Genomic DNA, 16909 nt, shown 5'->3' with positions numbered 1-16909 from the left:
CTCTAGTTATAAAATTAAAAAAGGCGCAAATGATATTTGCGCCTTTTTTGTGGAATAGATTCTACCTTTGTGTACATGATTAGTTTAAAAAGAATAACGCTTTTATTTTCAGTACTCATCTTATCTTGTAATCACATGGAGCAGCCTCAAATTCATAATACCCCTATTGTAATTGCACACAGGGGCGCGCAATTTTTATATCCTGAGCATACGATGGAAGGGTATAAAAAAGCAATCGAACTAGGCGCAGATTTTATAGAGCCAGATCTTGTGATGACAAAGGATGGAGTTCTTGTAGCTAGGCATGAGCCTTATATTTCTGAAACGACTAATGTTTCTGTACTCCCAAAATATGCAGATCGTAAAACCACCAAAATGCTTGATGGTGTACTGGTGACAGATTGGTTTGTATCTGACTTCACGCTTAGCGAACTCAAAACATTACGAGCAAGGCAGTCTTGGGAGGAGAGAACTCACGAGTTTGATGATCTATTTGAGATTCCTACGTTTGAGGAAATTATCGCTTTCGCGAAAGCGCACAAAACCACATCAGGAAGTCCTGTGGGTATTTATCCAGAATTAAAGCATCCTAGTTTTCATGAAAGTCTAGGGCTCGCCATGGAAGATATATTTCTTAATCAGATTACAAAGGCTGGTTATGTAGATAAAACTTCTCCCATTTTTGTGCAATGTTTTGAGGTGAGTACGTTGCAGTACATTTCAGCACGTTCAGATGTGCGACTTATACAACTTATTGGTGCAGCTGGAATCTCTAGTAATGGAGATTTACGCTTTACCAAAGAAGATGGGAGCTATGATCCAGAAGGGCAACCTTATGATTTCATACTGAGTAAAGATGCTCGTACCTACAGTTACTTCGCAACCGAGGAAGGAATAAAGTTTGTTTCTAACTATGCAGATGGAATAGGTCCTTGGAAACCTTTTGTGATTTCTTATAGCAAGGCGAGCAAAGGAGAGGTTGAGGTGCTAGCCCCTACAGATTTTGTAACGCTTGCTCATAAGCATAAGCTAGAAGTGCATCCTTATACCTTTAGAAAAGAAGATACTTTGTGGAGTAATAATAAGAGTGGAGCAACCGAGTATCAATTGTTTTTTGAGGCAGGCGTAGATGGAGTATTTAGCGACTATACTAAAGATGCCGTTTCTGCTAGAAACAAATTCTTAGCAAGCAAAGATTAGTTGTTATAAGTAGTAATATTTTCTTTACTTCTTTTGTTACCTTTGCAGTCCTCAAAATTTTGAGCAATTTTTTCCAAATCATCAGCACATGTCCTCTAAAAAGAAAGTCGCATTTTATACACTAGGTTGTAAACTGAATTTTTCAGAGACTAGTACCATTGCTCGTAGTTTTGGGCAAGAGGGATTTGATAAAGTTGAGTTTTCTGAGCCTGCAGATGTCTACGTGATTAATACATGTAGTGTGACAGAAAATGCAGATAAGCGTTTTAAGTCAATTGTAAAACAAGTTCAAAAGGTAAATCCAGAAGGAGTTACTGTCGCAGTAGGTTGTTATGCACAACTTAAGCCAGAAGAGCTTGCTGCTGTAGATGGTGTAGATCTCGTTCTTGGAGCGACAGAGAAGTTTAATGTCACTAGTTACATAAACGATTTACTAGATAATCCAGACAGATCTAAGGAAGGTGGAGAAGTGCACGCTTGTGAGATTCAAGAGGCAGATTTCTACGTAAGTTCTTATTCTATTGGAGATCGAACTCGTGCCTTTTTAAAGGTGCAAGATGGTTGTGATTATAAATGTACCTATTGTACGATACCACTTGCTAGAGGTATTTCTAGAAGTGATACGTTACAAAATGTATTGGACAATGCTTCCAAAATTGCTGCACAAGACATAAAAGAAATCGTACTAACTGGAGTTAATATAGGAGACTACGGTAAAGGAGAGTTTGGAAACAAGAAGCACGAACATACTTTTTTAGAACTCGTACAAGAGCTTGATAAAGTAGAAGGAATAGAACGTTTAAGAATATCTTCTATAGAGCCTAATCTTCTTAAGAATGAAACAATTGATGTGGTGTCTAAGTCACGCACATTTGTACCTCATTTTCATATCCCATTACAGAGTGGAAGCAATAAGATTCTTGGGTTGATGCGTCGCCGTTATCAACGCGAGTTATATGTAGACCGTGTTGCTAAAATAAAGGAGGTAATGCCTCACGCCTGTATAGGTGTAGATGTAATTGTAGGTTTTCCAGGAGAAACAGATGAGGATTTTCTAGAAACTTATAATTTCCTTACCGGATTAGATATCTCTTACTTACATGTCTTTACATATTCAGAACGTGATAATACTCCTGCAGCTGCAATGGATGGCGTAATTCCCAAAAAAGTGCGAAGTAAACGTAGTAAAATGTTACGAGGACTTTCAGCCAAAATGCGTAGAGCATTCTATGAGTCTCAATTAAACAGCACGCGTACTGTGCTTTTTGAAAGTGAGAATAAGGAAGGTTACATTCACGGGTTTACAGAAAATTACGTAAAAGTAAAATCTCCTTGGAATCCAGAACTTGTAAATACATTGCACGAGGTGGAGCTTACCTCCATAGACGATGATGGGATGGTAAGATTTGAATTTGCAAACGTTGAGGTGTAGGTGATCGCTTTCGCGAAAGCGTACTGTTAAATAATCTACTCTTCTTTACTATCCAGTATATCAATAAATCGCGTGTTCTTGATTTCTTCCCATTCTTCTTTGAGAATTGAATAACAACAAGAATTACGACGTCTACCGTTTTTTGTAATAATATCCTTGCGCATGATACCTTCTAAGGTAGCGCCTAGCTTTTCTACTGCTTTTCTTGAGCGAATATTGCGTTCATCTATACGAAACTCCACGCGTTCATAACGAAGTTTTTCAAAAGCATAACGTAGCATGAGAAACTTGACATGTAAGTTAAGACCGCTTCCGCGAAAATCTTCTCCAAGCCACGTCCATCCTATATGGACAATTTTATTGACGTCATCTATATTTCCATAACGTGTTGAGCCAGCAAATTTGCAAAGTTTTTTGTCAAAAATGATAAAAGGTAATGCTGTACCCAGCTCACGTCTTTGGATTGCATCTTTAATATAGGCCGTAAGTTTAGGCCCAGTGGATATATCAGAACCGCCATAAGCGTTAAGGTCTACTTCTTGCGATAGTGGAAGAAGATCACTGTAATGATAATTCTCTAAGGCAAGTAATTTTGCTCTTTCGTTTTCTAATGTCTTTACTTTCATATCAAAAAAAATGTGTCGTATTTAAAAATACGACACATTTTGTAAGAAGCGATATGTTATGAGTTATTATACTCCTAAAATCTCTGCATCTACTTTAAATTTAGTGTAAATCTCAATTTCATGATCAGACTCGATGGTTTGATCTGTTGTTGTTTCTGTGCGCAATCTGTAAGAATCTTTCTTGATATACTCTTCAAGCTCTACATTTTCTATATCTAGCGTTAGTGAGCGAGCTCCATTTTCTGGAATGCCCACTTTTGAAGCGATGAGTTGCTCTTGAAGACCATCTGCAGTGATGTAAATAAAAATCTCATTTAAGAAATCAAAATCACCAGAAGCAGGTGTTTGAAGATCAAGTCTCAAGGTGGTTAACTTTACGCTTTCTACAAGATTAGAATTTGTGTTATTGTTCTCAAATTCTGACTCTGAGTTTGTTGTGGTCTCGGGAGTGACAATATCAAACGGCGTACCTAGAAGTGTAGTGGCTTGTATGGTGAAATTTGTAGTATAGTCTATGTCAAACTTAGTGAGCTCGTCAATTTTATCACAAGAGATAAATGTTAGTATAAGTAATGTGATAGCTAGTGTCTTTTTAATCATAATAGAGGGTTTTGTGTTCAATATTAACGAAATTTGATATGCGAAAGTATCTATAATTTGTTCGCTTTAAAGATTTATATGAAAAATAATAAAGAAGAAGTCCTAGCACGTCTAGCAGAGAGTTGTAAAAACACTTTAATGGAAACCTTAGATATCACTTATATAGATTTTGGAGAGGATTTTCTTGTAGCACAAATGCCTGTTACACCAAAGGTGCATCAACCTGATGGAGTTTTACATGGAGGTGCAATGGTTGCACTTGCTGAGAGTGTAGGGAGCGCTGCTAGTTTTATGTTTCTCAACCAGGAGCATACTATTAGAGGTATAGAGATTTCGGCAAATCATGTAAAGAGTAAGCGTGAGGGGATGGTCTATGCAAAGGCTACATTTATACATAAAGGTAGAACCACCCAGCTTTGGAACATCGATGTAGTAGATGAAAACGATGCCCTTATTTCAAAATGTAAATTGACTACAATCGCTTTGCCTAGGAAGTAATGAATAGCACAGACTTTTTTGAACATATCGAAGAGCATTTTGAAAGTACATTACCATTTGTAGTGTACAGAAAACCTAATGAAGAAAAGATTCATGCGCTTTTACAAGATGATGAAACTCTTCATGAAGTACATGACTTCTCAGAAAGTGGCTTTGTGTTTGCTCCTTTTGATGCATCAACATCAGAGACTGTCTTAATTCCTGCCGAAGAGTCTTTTGTAATGGAGCTCGATTCCTTTGAAAATGAGATGCTATTAGAAGCAGAAACAATCTTAGTTAACCATACAAACGAGGATCGTGAGGCTCATATTAAACTAGTTAATAGAGGAATTGAAGCCATAGCAGATACGGCTATGAAGAAAGTTGTGCTTTCGCGAAAGCAAAATATACCACATAATTATGAGTCTCCTGTTGAGATTTTCAAGCGATTACTTGGAACTTATAAGACCGCGTTTGTGTATTGCTGGTATCACCCTAATGTAGGTCTATGGCTAGGAGCTACGCCAGAAACATTGTTATCTATAAATAATAGACGTTTGCATACAATGTCGCTAGCTGGAACTCAGAAAACAAGCGCTAGTTCTGATGTGGTCTGGGGAGAAAAAGAACAAGAGGAACAACAATTTGTGACAGATTCTATTGTCGAAAATCTATCGACGCTTGTAAATGATCTTCAAGTTTCTGATGTTAAGACCCAGCAAGCGGGAACTTTGCTGCACCTCAAGACCGATATTTCTGCGATCATAAATGAAAATGAAACAAGCATAGCTGCTGTAATAAATGCTTTACATCCCACACCAGCCGTTTGCGGACTACCAAAAAATGAAGCAAAAGAATTTATCCTTAATCATGAAGGTTATGCTCGTTCTTATTACACAGGTTTCTTAGGAGAGCTTAATTACAAAACAGAAAAAAAGAGAGCAAGAACACGTAGGAATGTTGAGAATCTAGCTTATAGCGCCATAAAAAAGCATACACACTTATTTGTAAACCTGCGATGTATGGAGGTAGATGCTAGTGGAGCACAGTTATATGTAGGTGGTGGAGTAACAGCATCAAGTGACGCAGTAGCTGAGTGGGAGGAAACGGTAAATAAATTGCAAACTGTAGCGAAAGTACTGCGTACTACATAATATGAAATGTGCTATTTGAGAGACATAGTATCTCAAATTTTCTATAATTCCTGATTATAGATGCTCAATTCTAAATGGTAGAAATCGTATTTTTGTTACTAATGATTCACTCTAAAATTCCTGTAGCACAATCTATCGTTCACCTTTGCTTAAGTAAAGGAATTGATACGGTTATTATATCTCCAGGATCCCGTAACGCACCGCTCACCATTGAGTTTACAAAAAATCCAAACATAAAAGCATACAGCATTGTAGATGAGCGCTGTGCTGCTTTTGTAGCTTTAGGAATTGCACAACAATCTAGAAAGCCCGTGGCTATTGTATGTACTTCAGGAAGTGCTTTACTCAATTACTATCCAGCAATCTCCGAAGCTTTTTATAGTGATATCCCGCTCATTGCCATAAGTGCAGATAGACCTATTGAACGTATAGATATAGGAGATGGACAAACGATAAGACAAAAGAACGTTTTTGAAAATCACATTTTATATTCGGCAAATTTATACTCCGAATTAGTGCCTGTAAATGAGGTTACGGATACTAAGGTTGCTCAGAAAATAAAGGAGAGCCAGCGACATAATGATCAAGAGATTAATAAAGCGCTTAATATAGCGATTGAACAATCTGGTCCAGTACACATCAATGTTCCTTTTTACGAGCCTTTGTATGAAATGACAGATGTGGCGATAGCAAAACCTATAGAAGTAGCACCTCATAAAATTATTGGTCAGCTATCTTTTGACGAGTTACAACCCTATATGGATAGCTGGAATAATGCAACACGAAAGCTTGTGATAATTGGAGTACAAGGGCCTAATGTGATGGAACAATCATTACTTGATATGCTAGGTAATGATCCTAGTGTTATTGTTTTTACAGAGACTACTTCAAATGTTTCTCATCCTAATTTCTTTACGCGCATAGATAATATTATAGGTAGTCTAGATGATGACGGTTTTAAAGCATTGCAGCCAGATATTCTATTAACCTTTGGGGGAATGGTAGTTTCAAAAAAGGTAAAAGCTTTTCTTAGAAATTACCAGCCACAACAGCACTGGCACGTAGATGCAAAGAAAGCTTATGACACTTATTTCTGTCTTAATAAACATTTTGAAACTTCGGCTTCCCACTTTTTAGAAAACTTACGAGAGCACACTTCATACGCTAAGAGTGCTTACCAACAGGAATGGCTTACTATACGAGAAAAACGTGATGTACTACATACAGAGTATATCAACCAAATGGAATGGTGCGACTTTAAAGCATTTGACCATATTCTCAGTGAGATTCCAGATTACTCAATGCTACAACTAGGTAATAGTAGTACTGTGAGATATGCCCAGCTATTTGATATTAATAAAACGCTTGAGGTTTATTGTAATAGAGGAACTAGTGGTATAGATGGAAGCACGAGTACTGCAATAGGTGCTGCTATGATAAGTACAAAGCCTACTACATTCATCACAGGAGAGCTAAGTTTCTTTTACGATAGCAATGCACTGTGGAATAAAAATATCCCAAGAGATTTTAAAATCATCGTTATAAACAATAGTGGAGGAGGCATTTTCCGTATTCTACCTAATAAGGATAAGAATACAGATAACTTTGATGAGTTTTTTGAAACTACGCACGACCTTTCGGCAGAGAAGTTATGTGAGATGTATAATTTCAAATACTTGAAAGCAGATAGTGAGAAGAGTTGCGCTTTCGCGAAAGCGGAGTTATATGCATCAAATGATAAACCTACCTTGCTTGAAATCTTCACACCGCGCAAAATCAACGATAAAGTGTTACTTGATTACTTTAACTTTATCAAGTGATCTTTTTTAAGGATAGTTTAACTTTTTGTTTATCTTTAAGATGTAATAAAGAATTAACTAAACTAGTAACAATACAATTATGAGCAAAAGAGAAGAACTCATCGCCAAGTATGCAGATGATTTAAAAAACAAATGTGGAGTAACTCCAGACATGGATTTCCTTACTAAAGTAACAATAGGTTGTGGACCGTCTATCTATAATAAAGATTCATCTACAGTTTCTGGAGGTTCTGCTACAGAAATCGCTACTGTGAAGAATAACTTCTTAATAAAAAAACTAGGTCTTGCAGATAGCGCAGACTTAGATAAGGCTATCGATAGTGTTCTTGAAACATATGGAAAGTCTAATCGTAATAAATACCGTGCAGTAGTATACTACATGTTAGCTAAGCACTTTAAGAAAGAGTCTGTTTATAAATAGACTACTCTTACAATATCTAAAAACGCCTTGACTAACCGTCAAGGCGTTTTTTTGTTTTGAGCCAACTATTAAATTGTTCAATCTGTTTGTGACATTGTGCTTAAAGCTTTGTTGTTTTCTACCCTATAGATTAAGTCTATAGTAGATGGTTGTTTGTAATTTAAGTAATCGTATTTTTGCACTTTAATTAAGATTATGTTAGATATAGGAAAGTACCATATAATGAGAATAGATAGAGAGACAGAGCCTGGGCTTTTTCTTTCTAATGAAGCAGGAGATGACGTCTTGTTACCCAATAAATATGTTCCAGAAGAATATAAAATATGGGATGAACTTAATGTGTATGTTTATCTTGATCATGAAGAAAGACCGGTAGCGACAACTCTTAAACCTTTTATAGAGCTCAATAACTTTGGTTATTTACGTTGTACGGCGGTAAATGAAGTAGGAGCATTTTTAGACTGGGGTCTAGAAAAAGAACTTTTTGTTCCTTTTGCTCAGCAAGCTAGACCTATGAAAGTAGGTAGCTGGTACATCGTTTACATGTATCTAGACGCAAAAACAAACCGTCTTGCTGCTACAAGTAAAACCATGAAGTATTTATCTAACGATAACGTTGAGGTAAAGAAATTTGATAAAGTAGAGGTGATTATATCTCACATTACAGAGCGCGGTGCAAATGCAATTGTAGATGGTAAGCATAAAGGACTTATATACAAGGAAGATATTTTTGAAGATATAAGAACTGGTGATAAGCTTGAAGCATGGGTAAAAAAAATACGCCCAGATGGGAAAATTGATTTGATTCTTCAAGAAGAAGGATATAAAAGTATAGAGCCTAATGCTCAATACATATTTGACGAACTTCAGGCAAATGATGGATTCATGCCTTTGCATGATAAATCTGATCCAGTAGATATACAGAACCAATTAGGTTTAAGTAAAAAGAGTTTTAAAAAGGCAATAGGAACTTTATACAGAGATCGTAAAATCCTAATAAAGGAGGATGGAATACATCTTATAGATTAAGTTTCCTTAAATAAGCAACAAAAACAGCAGGCAGCTCATAGAGCTGCCTGCTGTTTTTTATATATGGATGTTTTTAAATAGTCGGTTAGCAAGTAGTGATAAGGTCATCACTAGTTACCCATGCAAGTGCATTAGGTAGATTGTCAAATATTTCTGGCTTAAAGGGGTAGAAGTTACTCTCAAAAATGGAAGACTTTTTACTAGTCTCATTATAACTTACAATGGCGACTTTAGCATTAGGTATATTAAAAGGCTCAGTATTCATAAGCGCTGTGGGAACAACCGCGTATGCATTAAGTCTATTAGATATATATCCAAATGTGTCTAAATGTTCAAAGTGATCTTTAATAAGTGATGCTAGATATTGATAATTTAGAGCATCAAGTAATACACCTTCTTTAAACTCTGTTACGAGATAATTTTCAAACATAGTAACAGATCCGATATCTAGATGATATATAGTTTCAATATCTTCTAGAGACTTTAATTCACTTATACTCATTGACTTTGGTGGTTGTAATTAATATCTTAAAGATAATTTGAATATTAACCCTCGTGATTCTAGGTAGCTCGTATTCTATAAATTAGCCGCAAAACCCCATTAGTCGGTAAAAATGGTTGCTTTGCCGATTTTAAAAACCAATTCTTCTTGAAGTTTGTTTTAAAAGCCCTTCCTTATGAAGAAGTACAGAAATAGCTTTTAATCTCATATATGCAACGCTCATATACACATAACCATCATAAGTAGTCTTTGCGGGATCTGTTCCCCATGAGTTTTTTACTTTATAGTAAACAGTTCCATTTTGATCTGTTGCTTTCCCTGTGATATGCATTAAGTGGTCATCTGTCGTATTGTAGTTTTCAAACTCCTCTTGTCTATATTGCTGTGAGATCATTTTTTCTGGCTCTGGACCTAATACGGCAACTCTCTTATTCTCATCACGAGAAGGAATCACGGCTACACCATGCTTTGAAGAAAATGTAAGTTCGCTCACGTCACAGTCAAGTGTAACTGTAAAGCTATTGTCTAGTGCGTGATCTATATTACTTATAAATTCATCTAGCGGGAGATTGTACATTGATCCATTTGAAAAGTTATCAGGAATATTAAGTACAAAAGAGTTGTAAAATGATTGGTGAGTAAAAGAAGTAAGCGTCACATAGTTTTTAGGGTTTACTTTCATTTCCCTCGCAAACTCTTTAGGAGTGTACGTTTTTCCATTGTAATCAAATGTTGATAGATTTTCTCCTAGATATACATCCAGAACTTTACTAACGGCATCTTTCCATTTTTTGCTTAAGCTACGTCCAGGATTATCTATGTAGGTGTCCAGCATAGCATGCAGTACTGCTACCATTTCGGCATGATTGTGTGATTCTTCTGCACCAGCAAGTCCAGTATAAGCAGTAGCAGGAACTAGTCCATAATTTGTCACGCTATGTAAGACATCATGAGCAAGGCCGCCCTCAGAAAACTGTGCGCTACCTTGTCTCATTATATAGTTATCTGCTTTTTCTGGATATATATTTCTTACCGTGTACATTTCAGATAAATCAACATTGTTTCCTGTAAGTCTAAGTATTTCACTTTCTAAAAAGGAAGACGTACTAAAGCTCCAGCAGGTTCCGGTAACACCTTGACTTATGACAGCTGTGGCTTGTAAATCAATAGTATCTGTAAAAATATAGGGAGCGGTGGTGACTTCTTGTGCGTAGTACGCTTTCGCGAAAGCAAAAACAACCATCACACTTAGTACTACTTTTTTCATCGGTCTAGGAATAAAGAATTATTTTTACGCTAAAATAGCATTTTATGGATAAGCCAAACTGGCATACAGCCAAAGAATACAAAGACATTACTTATAAAAAGAGTAATGGTGTAGCGAGAATAGCATTTAATAGGCCAGATGTGCGCAACGCATTTAGACCTAATACTACAAAGGAATTATATGATGCCTTTTATGATGCAAATGAGGACACATCTATAGGTGTAGTACTTCTATCTGCCGAAGGGCCATCATCTAAGGATGGTGTATATAGTTTTTGCTCAGGTGGTGATCAAAAAGCACGTGGTAAAGAAGGATATGTAGGAGAAGATGGATATCATAGACTTAATATATTAGAAGTACAACGTCTTATACGTTTTATGCCTAAAGCCGTAATCGCAGTTGTTCCTGGATGGGCAGTAGGAGGAGGGCACAGTTTACATGTAGTTTGTGACTTAACACTTGCAAGTAAGGAACACGCAATTTTTAAGCAGACAGATGCAGATGTAACTTCTTTTGACGGTGGTTATGGAAGTGCTTACCTAGCAAAAATGGTAGGGCAAAAGAAAGCAAGAGAGATTTTCTTCTTAGGTAGAAACTATTCTGCGCAGGAAGCTTATGAGATGGGAATGGTAAATGCCGTAATACCACATGCAGAGCTAGAAGATACTGCATACGAGTGGGCGCAAGAGATTCTTGCAAAATCACCTATCTCTATAAAGATGCTCAAGTTTGCGATGAACCTTACAGATGATGGCATGGTGGGACAGCAAGTATTTGCCGGAGAAGCGACACGTCTTGCATATATGACAGATGAGGCTGTAGAAGGTAGAAATGCCTTTCTAGAAAAAAGAGCACCTAATTTTGAGAAGAAGTGGATTCCATAGAGGAAGCTTTAATGTTTTAAAAGTAAAAACCCGTTCAATGATATTGAACGGGTTTTTTTATTTCAATTTTTCGCGAAAGCGGATTATTCAAAATAAGAGAACGTCTCACCATCTTCTATAGTAAGTAGCGTTTCATATATAAGTTTAATCACATTTTCTACATCTTCACGGTGTACCATCTCTACAGTAGTGTGCATATATCTTAATGGTAGTGATATAAGGGCAGAGGCTACGCCGCTACCGCTATAAGCAAATGCATCTGTATCTGTACCCGTAGCACGAGAAAGTGCAGCTCTCTGGAAAGGTAGTTTATTCTTTTCGGCAGTTTCTGTAATACGATCACGTAACTTTTGTTGTACCGCAGGAGCATATGCGATTACAGGCCCTTTACCTAGTTCTACATGTCCTTGCTTTTTCATCTCTATCATAGGTGTTGTGGTGTCATGAGTTACATCTGTAACGATTGCCACATTTGGCTTAATACGCTCTGCAATCATTTGTGCACCACGTAAACCTATTTCCTCTTGAACCGAGTTTGTAATATAAAGACCAAAAGGTAGGGTCTTTTTATTCTCATGAAGCAGTCTAGCAACTTCTGCAATCATAAAGCCACCTGCACGATTATCTATCGCACGGCACACAAACTTATCTCCGTTTAAAATATGGAACGTATCTGGGTATGTGATTACACAGCCTACGAATATGCCCATTTTTTCAACTTCTTCTTTATCTGCTGCTCCTACATCTATGAAAATGTTATCAGGTTTTGGAGCTTCTTCTTTAGACTTGTCACGAGTGTGAATTGCTGGCCACCCAAAAACTCCTTTTACAATGCCATCCTTAGTATGCACATTTACAATCTTAGAAGGAGCAATCTGGTGATCACTACCGCCATTACGTATTACATATATAAGACCGTTATCTGCTATGTAATTTACATACCAAGATATTTCGTCTGCATGTCCTTCTATTACTACTTTATATTTTGCGTCTGGATTAATTACTGCAACTGCAGTTCCATAGGTATCTGTGATAAATTCATCTACATAAGGAGTGAGATAATCCATCCACAACTTTTGACCGTCCCACTCATAACCAGTAGGAGCGGCGTTGTTGAGGTAACGTTCGAGAAAGTCTAGAGACTTTTTATTTAAAATGCTTTTTGAAGCCATAGAATAATATTTTCTTTAAAAGTAAGAATATTAACCAAGAGTTTATAACGTTATAGAGGTCTAATACCTAATTTTGGAACGATTTTAGCTTAAAGCGAAAGAAAAAGATGCGCATACATAATCTCCTATATATAATAGTATTCATAGCAGGGTTTGCTTGGGGCCAAGAAACTCCTGTAGATTCGACAGAAGTAGCAATTGAATATTACATCATTCAGGGAGACACCATCCCGAGGAGCGCTATAGATCTTAATGAGGTTATCGTTTTTAAAAGATTAAAATTTGATAACAAAGAAGACCGCAGACGCTATTTAATATTACGCCGAAAAACCAGAAAGGTTTTTCCTTACGCAAAGTTAGCAGCAGATAGGCTGGTGGAATTAAATAGTAGATTAGACTCTATAGAGGGTAAACGTGCTAGAAAGAAGTACACAAAAATCATTCATAAATACCTAGAAGGAGAATTTTCGGCAGAGCTTAAGAAACTCACACGCACCGAAGGGCAAATACTTATTAAGCTCATACACCGTCAAACAGGCGAGACAGCTTTCGAATTGATAAAGAGGTTGCGCAGTGGTTGGAGAGCATTCTGGTACAATACTACCGCCAGTGCTTTTGACATATCACTTAAGAGAGAGTTTGATCCAGTAAACGAGGAAGAAGATTTCCTTATAGAAGATATACTGCAACGCTCTTTTCAATCAGGAATTCTAGAAACACAGCCTAGCGCTTTGGACTTTGAGTTTTTAGAATTATCAGATAAGTGGAAGGAGAAAGGAGTAGAGTAATAGCATACCTATTGTATGGTATAATTACTCTGTATCGCTTTCGCGAAAATATCTAGGGTGGTTTTTGCAGCTATTTGATGGTTGCTGAGGTAGGAATTGCTAGTTTCTTTGAGTTTGTGGGGTATAAAACAGGGTTCTTTTATAGTTGTTAAGGTGTCAATGAAAATATTTTAAAAGCTACTTCTTGTATTTACAGTGAGTTGCATATTTCCTTAAAATTTTCTTAAGAATATTCTTGTAAGATTAGAACTTCGGTGTATCTTTGCCACCCGCTTAACAGCAAGCGGTTGTTCTTTTAGATGTCTTCAAAAGTTTGTTTTTATTTCTTCAAATTATTTTTCAAAAGATAGTTTGTGATTAGGAAAAAGGTTGTAGTTTTGCAGCCGCTAACAAATGGAGGTTATTTGGGAGTTATGTTCATTGCGATTGTTGCTTAGTTTTAGAGGTTGAAAATTAAATTTTCAATTATTTTTAAGATTAAGTTGTGAGTTTAAAAAACAGTTGTATATTTGCACCCGCTTAGAGAAACAGTAACATATCTAGCGAAGTTCAAAAGTAATTTATTGAGATGTTTTGGAAGATTAGTTAGTCTAATTTAGGGTTCGAATCCTTAGCATTTACAAGAGTTTTCTATTATTAATATTGGTAGAGAAAGTTCATTGATTTATTGAATTGACAGCGCGTATTAATACCTTCGGGTATTATTACAAAGAATTTGAAAACTAGAAGTTTATTATTGACCAGATATTTCGAGTCGTGAGGAGTTAAATTTATTTACAATACACGATGAAGAGTTTGATCCTGGCTCAGGATGAACGCTAGCGGCAGGCTTAACACATGCAAGTCGAGGGGTAACAGAGGTAGCTTGCTACTTGCTGACGACCGGCGCACGGGTGCGTAACGCGTATAGAATCTACCTTATACTGGGGGATAGCCTTTGGAAACGAAGATTAATACCCCATAGTATGTTTGAATGGCATCATTTGGACATTAAAGTTTCGGCGGTATAAGATGACTATGCGTTCTATTAGTTTGTTGGTAAGGTAACGGCTTACCAAGACTACGATAGATAGGGGTCCTGAGAGGGAGATCCCCCACACTGGTACTGAGACACGGACCAGACTCCTACGGGAGGCAGCAGTGAGGAATATTGGACAATGGAGGCAACTCTGATCCAGCCATGCCGCGTGTAGGAAGACTGCCCTATGGGTTGTAAACTACTTTTATATGGGAAGAATAAGGTCTACGTGTAGACTGATGACGGTACCATAAGAATAAGCACCGGCTAACTCCGTGCCAGCAGCCGCGGTAATACGGAGGGTGCAAGCGTTATCCGGAATCATTGGGTTTAAAGGGTCCGTAGGCGGGCATATAAGTCAGTGGTGAAAGTCTGTGGCTCAACCATAGAATTGCCATTGATACTGTATGTCTTGAATTATTGTGAAGTGGTTAGAATATGTAGTGTAGCGGTGAAATGCTTAGAGATTACATAGAATACCGATTGCGAAGGCAGATCACTAACAATATATTGACGCTGATGGACGAAAGCGTAGGTAGCGAACAGGATTAGATACCCTGGTAGTCTACGCCGTAAACGATGGATACTAGTTGTTTGGTCTTCGGACTGAGTGACTAAGCGAAAGTGATAAGTATCCCACCTGGGGAGTACGTTCGCAAGAATGAAACTCAAAGGAATTGACGGGGGCCCGCACAAGCGGTGGAGCATGTGGTTTAATTCGATGATACGCGAGGAACCTTACCAGGGCTTAAATGTAGATTGACAGGACTAGAGATAGTTTTTTCTTCGGACAATTTACAAGGTGCTGCATGGTTGTCGTCAGCTCGTGCCGTGAGGTGTCAGGTTAAGTCCTATAACGAGCGCAACCCCTGTGGTTAGTTGCCAGCGAGTAATGTCGGGAACTCTAGCCAGACTGCCGGTGCAAACCGTGAGGAAGGTGGGGATGACGTCAAATCATCACGGCCCTTACGTCCTGGGCCACACACGTGCTACAATGGTAGGGACAGAGAGCAGCCACTGGGCGACCAGGAGCGAATCTATAAACCCTATCTCAGTTCGGATTGGAGTCTGCAACTCGACTCCATGAAGCTGGAATCGCTAGTAATCGGATATCAGCCATGATCCGGTGAATACGTTCCCGGGCCTTGTACACACCGCCCGTCAAGCCATGGAAGCTGGGGGTACCTGAAGTCCGTCACCGTAAGGAGCGGCCTAGGGTAAAACTGGTAACTAGGGCTAAGTCGTAACAAGGTAGCCGTACCGGAAGGTGCGGCTGGAACACCTCCTTTCTAGAGCTTGTCCCTGTGGAGTGCGCAATGCGTTGCGCTCTAACATACAGCAAACGACTTACGACCGAAAGGTTAAAATAGGTTTTAGTTTTCAATAGCTGTCGATTTAATTTTAATAAAACAAGTAAATAGTAGTTAGACTTTAGTGTATAGTTTTATACTTAAGACTATTACTTAACGACTATAGATTGTTTAATTACAGTCTCATAGCTCAGCTGGTTAGAGCGCTACACTGATAATGTAGAGGTCGGCAGTTCGAGTCTGCCTGAGACTACTAATTAATAAGTAGATATATTTTAAAAGATGTATTTGATTGTTAGTTACGCTTTTGCGAAAGCTTAATAAATCGCGATGTTCATTTTATTGCATTTTGAAGGAAATTTTAGAAGTTGAGAATCATTACTTCGTCATTCGAAAACTGATGTCATCATCGGAATTTCATAAAAATGGGGGATTAGCTCAGCTGGCTAGAGCGCCTGCCTTGCACGCAGGAGGTCATCGGTTCGACTCCGATATTCTCCACCAAGATAGTTACTTTATAGTAGTTATCATCCTTAGGTATAAAGGATATAGTTTTTAAAAACACAGGATTCACGAGAGTGTAATACGTTTTTATTTACATAGATATTATACTGATTATTGGAAAACGTTCATTGACATATTGGGAAATAATTAAAGAATACGAGAAGTCGTATGTAACCTAGCCGGTTATATACGCAAGAATATGAATATAATATGATTAACTCATTATAATATAAAGGTTTATGTATTTTATACATAAGCCCTTAAAAGAGCAATAAGTACAATAAGCTAATTAAGGGCGTATGGGGAATGCCTAGGCTCTCAGAGGCGATGAAGGACGTGATAAGCTGCGAAAAGCTACGGGGATCTGCACACAAGAATTGATCCGTAGATATCCGAATGGGGCAACCCACTATATTGAAGATATAGTACCAGAAATGGGGCAAACCCGGAGAACTGAAACATCTAAGTACCCGGAGGAGAAGAAAACAATAGTGATTCCGCTAGTAGTGGCGAGCGAACGCGGATTAGCCCAAACCAGTAATGTTACGGCATTGCTGGGGTTGTAGGACCACGACATTTTGTGCTTTATGAATTAGAATACTTTGGAAAGAGTAGCCATAGACGGTGATAGCCCGGTATAAGTAAAGACAGTTACAGATAGTGGTATCCTGAGTAGTGCGGGGCACGTGAAACCCTGTATGAAAC

General features: G+C 37.8%; 14 protein-coding genes, 2 tRNA genes and 2 rRNA genes (1 of these 18 running past the window's edge). 13 read left to right on the top strand and 5 right to left on the bottom strand.

The window, feature by feature from the left end:
• Positions 1-135 precede the first annotated feature (135 nt).
• Positions 136-1200 (top strand): glycerophosphodiester phosphodiesterase, encoded by a 1065-nt coding sequence (locus SJY37_RS15385; protein ID WP_298330772.1) that lies wholly within the window; start codon positions 136-138, stop codon positions 1198-1200.
• An 88-nt stretch (positions 1201-1288) separates the two neighbouring features.
• Positions 1289-2632, top strand: a complete 1344-nt coding sequence (gene mtaB / locus SJY37_RS15380) for a tRNA (N(6)-L-threonylcarbamoyladenosine(37)-C(2))-methylthiotransferase MtaB (RefSeq protein WP_298330775.1) — start codon at positions 1289-1291, stop codon at positions 2630-2632.
• A 35-nt stretch (positions 2633-2667) separates the two neighbouring features.
• Here the strand turns inward: mtaB and SJY37_RS15375 are convergent, their stop codons facing one another.
• Complete coding sequence (locus tag SJY37_RS15375) at positions 2668-3258, bottom strand: GNAT family N-acetyltransferase (protein WP_298330777.1); 591 nt, start codon at positions 3256-3258, stop codon at positions 2668-2670.
• 66 nt (positions 3259-3324) lie between these two features.
• Positions 3325-3858 (bottom strand): hypothetical protein, encoded by a 534-nt coding sequence (locus SJY37_RS15370; protein WP_144784606.1) that lies wholly within the window; start codon positions 3856-3858, stop codon positions 3325-3327.
• A gap of 78 nt (positions 3859-3936) precedes the next feature.
• On the opposite strand from SJY37_RS15370, the gene SJY37_RS15365 reads away from it, so the two are divergent.
• The 5 genes from SJY37_RS15365 (at position 3937) to SJY37_RS15345 (ending at position 8759) form a co-directional block, all read left to right on the top strand.
• Positions 3937-4356 carry a PaaI family thioesterase gene (locus tag SJY37_RS15365; RefSeq protein ID WP_298330782.1) on the top strand — a complete coding sequence of 140 codons (420 nt, stop codon included), beginning with the start codon at positions 3937-3939 and terminating at the stop codon, positions 4354-4356.
• Positions 4356-5489 carry a chorismate-binding protein gene (locus tag SJY37_RS15360; protein WP_298330785.1) on the top strand — a complete coding sequence of 378 codons (1134 nt, stop codon included), beginning with the start codon at positions 4356-4358 and terminating at the stop codon, positions 5487-5489. The genes SJY37_RS15365 and SJY37_RS15360 overlap by 1 nt, the downstream gene beginning before the upstream one ends.
• A gap of 101 nt (positions 5490-5590) precedes the next feature.
• Positions 5591-7309 (top strand): 2-succinyl-5-enolpyruvyl-6-hydroxy-3-cyclohexene-1-carboxylic-acid synthase, encoded by a 1719-nt coding sequence (menD, locus tag SJY37_RS15355; protein ID WP_298330788.1) that lies wholly within the window; start codon positions 5591-5593, stop codon positions 7307-7309.
• A 79-nt stretch (positions 7310-7388) separates the two neighbouring features.
• Entirely contained in the window at positions 7389-7730 is a 342-nt protein-coding gene (locus SJY37_RS15350) for a DUF2853 family protein (RefSeq protein WP_035336332.1), read from the top strand.
• A gap of 195 nt (positions 7731-7925) precedes the next feature.
• Positions 7926-8759 carry a S1 RNA-binding domain-containing protein gene (locus SJY37_RS15345; protein WP_298330791.1) on the top strand — a complete coding sequence of 278 codons (834 nt, stop codon included), beginning with the start codon at positions 7926-7928 and terminating at the stop codon, positions 8757-8759.
• A gap of 85 nt (positions 8760-8844) precedes the next feature.
• On the opposite strand, the gene SJY37_RS15340 is transcribed toward SJY37_RS15345, so the two are convergent.
• Together SJY37_RS15340 and SJY37_RS15335 are read right to left on the bottom strand one after the other, a co-directional pair.
• Entirely contained in the window at positions 8845-9261 is a 417-nt protein-coding gene (locus tag SJY37_RS15340; protein WP_298330793.1) for a hypothetical protein, read from the bottom strand.
• Between the two features lie 130 nt (positions 9262-9391).
• A complete protein-coding gene (locus tag SJY37_RS15335) occupies positions 9392-10528 on the bottom strand; it encodes a C1 family peptidase (RefSeq protein ID WP_298330798.1) in 1137 nt (378 codons plus the stop codon).
• A gap of 44 nt (positions 10529-10572) precedes the next feature.
• Between SJY37_RS15335 and SJY37_RS15330 the strand changes: the two genes are divergently transcribed.
• Complete coding sequence (locus tag SJY37_RS15330) at positions 10573-11412, top strand: 1,4-dihydroxy-2-naphthoyl-CoA synthase (RefSeq protein WP_379953329.1); 840 nt, start codon at positions 10573-10575, stop codon at positions 11410-11412.
• 83 nt (positions 11413-11495) lie between these two features.
• Here SJY37_RS15330 and SJY37_RS15325 read toward each other — a convergent pair whose 3' ends face one another.
• On the bottom strand, positions 11496-12584 hold the full coding sequence (locus tag SJY37_RS15325) for a M42 family metallopeptidase (protein ID WP_298330804.1): 1089 nt from the start codon (positions 12582-12584) through the stop codon (positions 11496-11498).
• A gap of 107 nt (positions 12585-12691) precedes the next feature.
• Between SJY37_RS15325 and SJY37_RS15320 the strand changes: the two genes are divergently transcribed.
• The 5 genes from SJY37_RS15320 to SJY37_RS15300 all read left to right on the top strand — a co-directional run.
• Entirely contained in the window at positions 12692-13372 is a 681-nt protein-coding gene (locus SJY37_RS15320) for a DUF4294 domain-containing protein (RefSeq protein ID WP_298330807.1), read from the top strand.
• 783 nt (positions 13373-14155) lie between these two features.
• Positions 14156-15679: ribosomal RNA gene (locus SJY37_RS15315) — 16S ribosomal RNA — on the top strand.
• 200 nt (positions 15680-15879) lie between these two features.
• Positions 15880-15953, top strand: a tRNA-Ile gene (locus tag SJY37_RS15310).
• A gap of 174 nt (positions 15954-16127) precedes the next feature.
• A tRNA-Ala gene (locus SJY37_RS15305) sits at positions 16128-16204 on the top strand.
• Between the two features lie 279 nt (positions 16205-16483).
• Positions 16484-16909, top strand: a 23S ribosomal RNA gene (locus tag SJY37_RS15300) (it continues 2400 nt past the right edge of the window).
• The 16S and 23S rRNA genes sit together here with 2 tRNA genes alongside, the layout of an rRNA operon.

Origin of the sequence: Dokdonia sp. R78006 (assembly GCF_042466145.1) — a bacterium.
Taxonomy (GTDB): Bacteria; Bacteroidota; Bacteroidia; order Flavobacteriales; family Flavobacteriaceae; genus Dokdonia.
The sequence above is the reverse complement of the archived record's forward strand: the minus strand, read 5'-3'. Positions and strand labels throughout refer to the sequence as shown.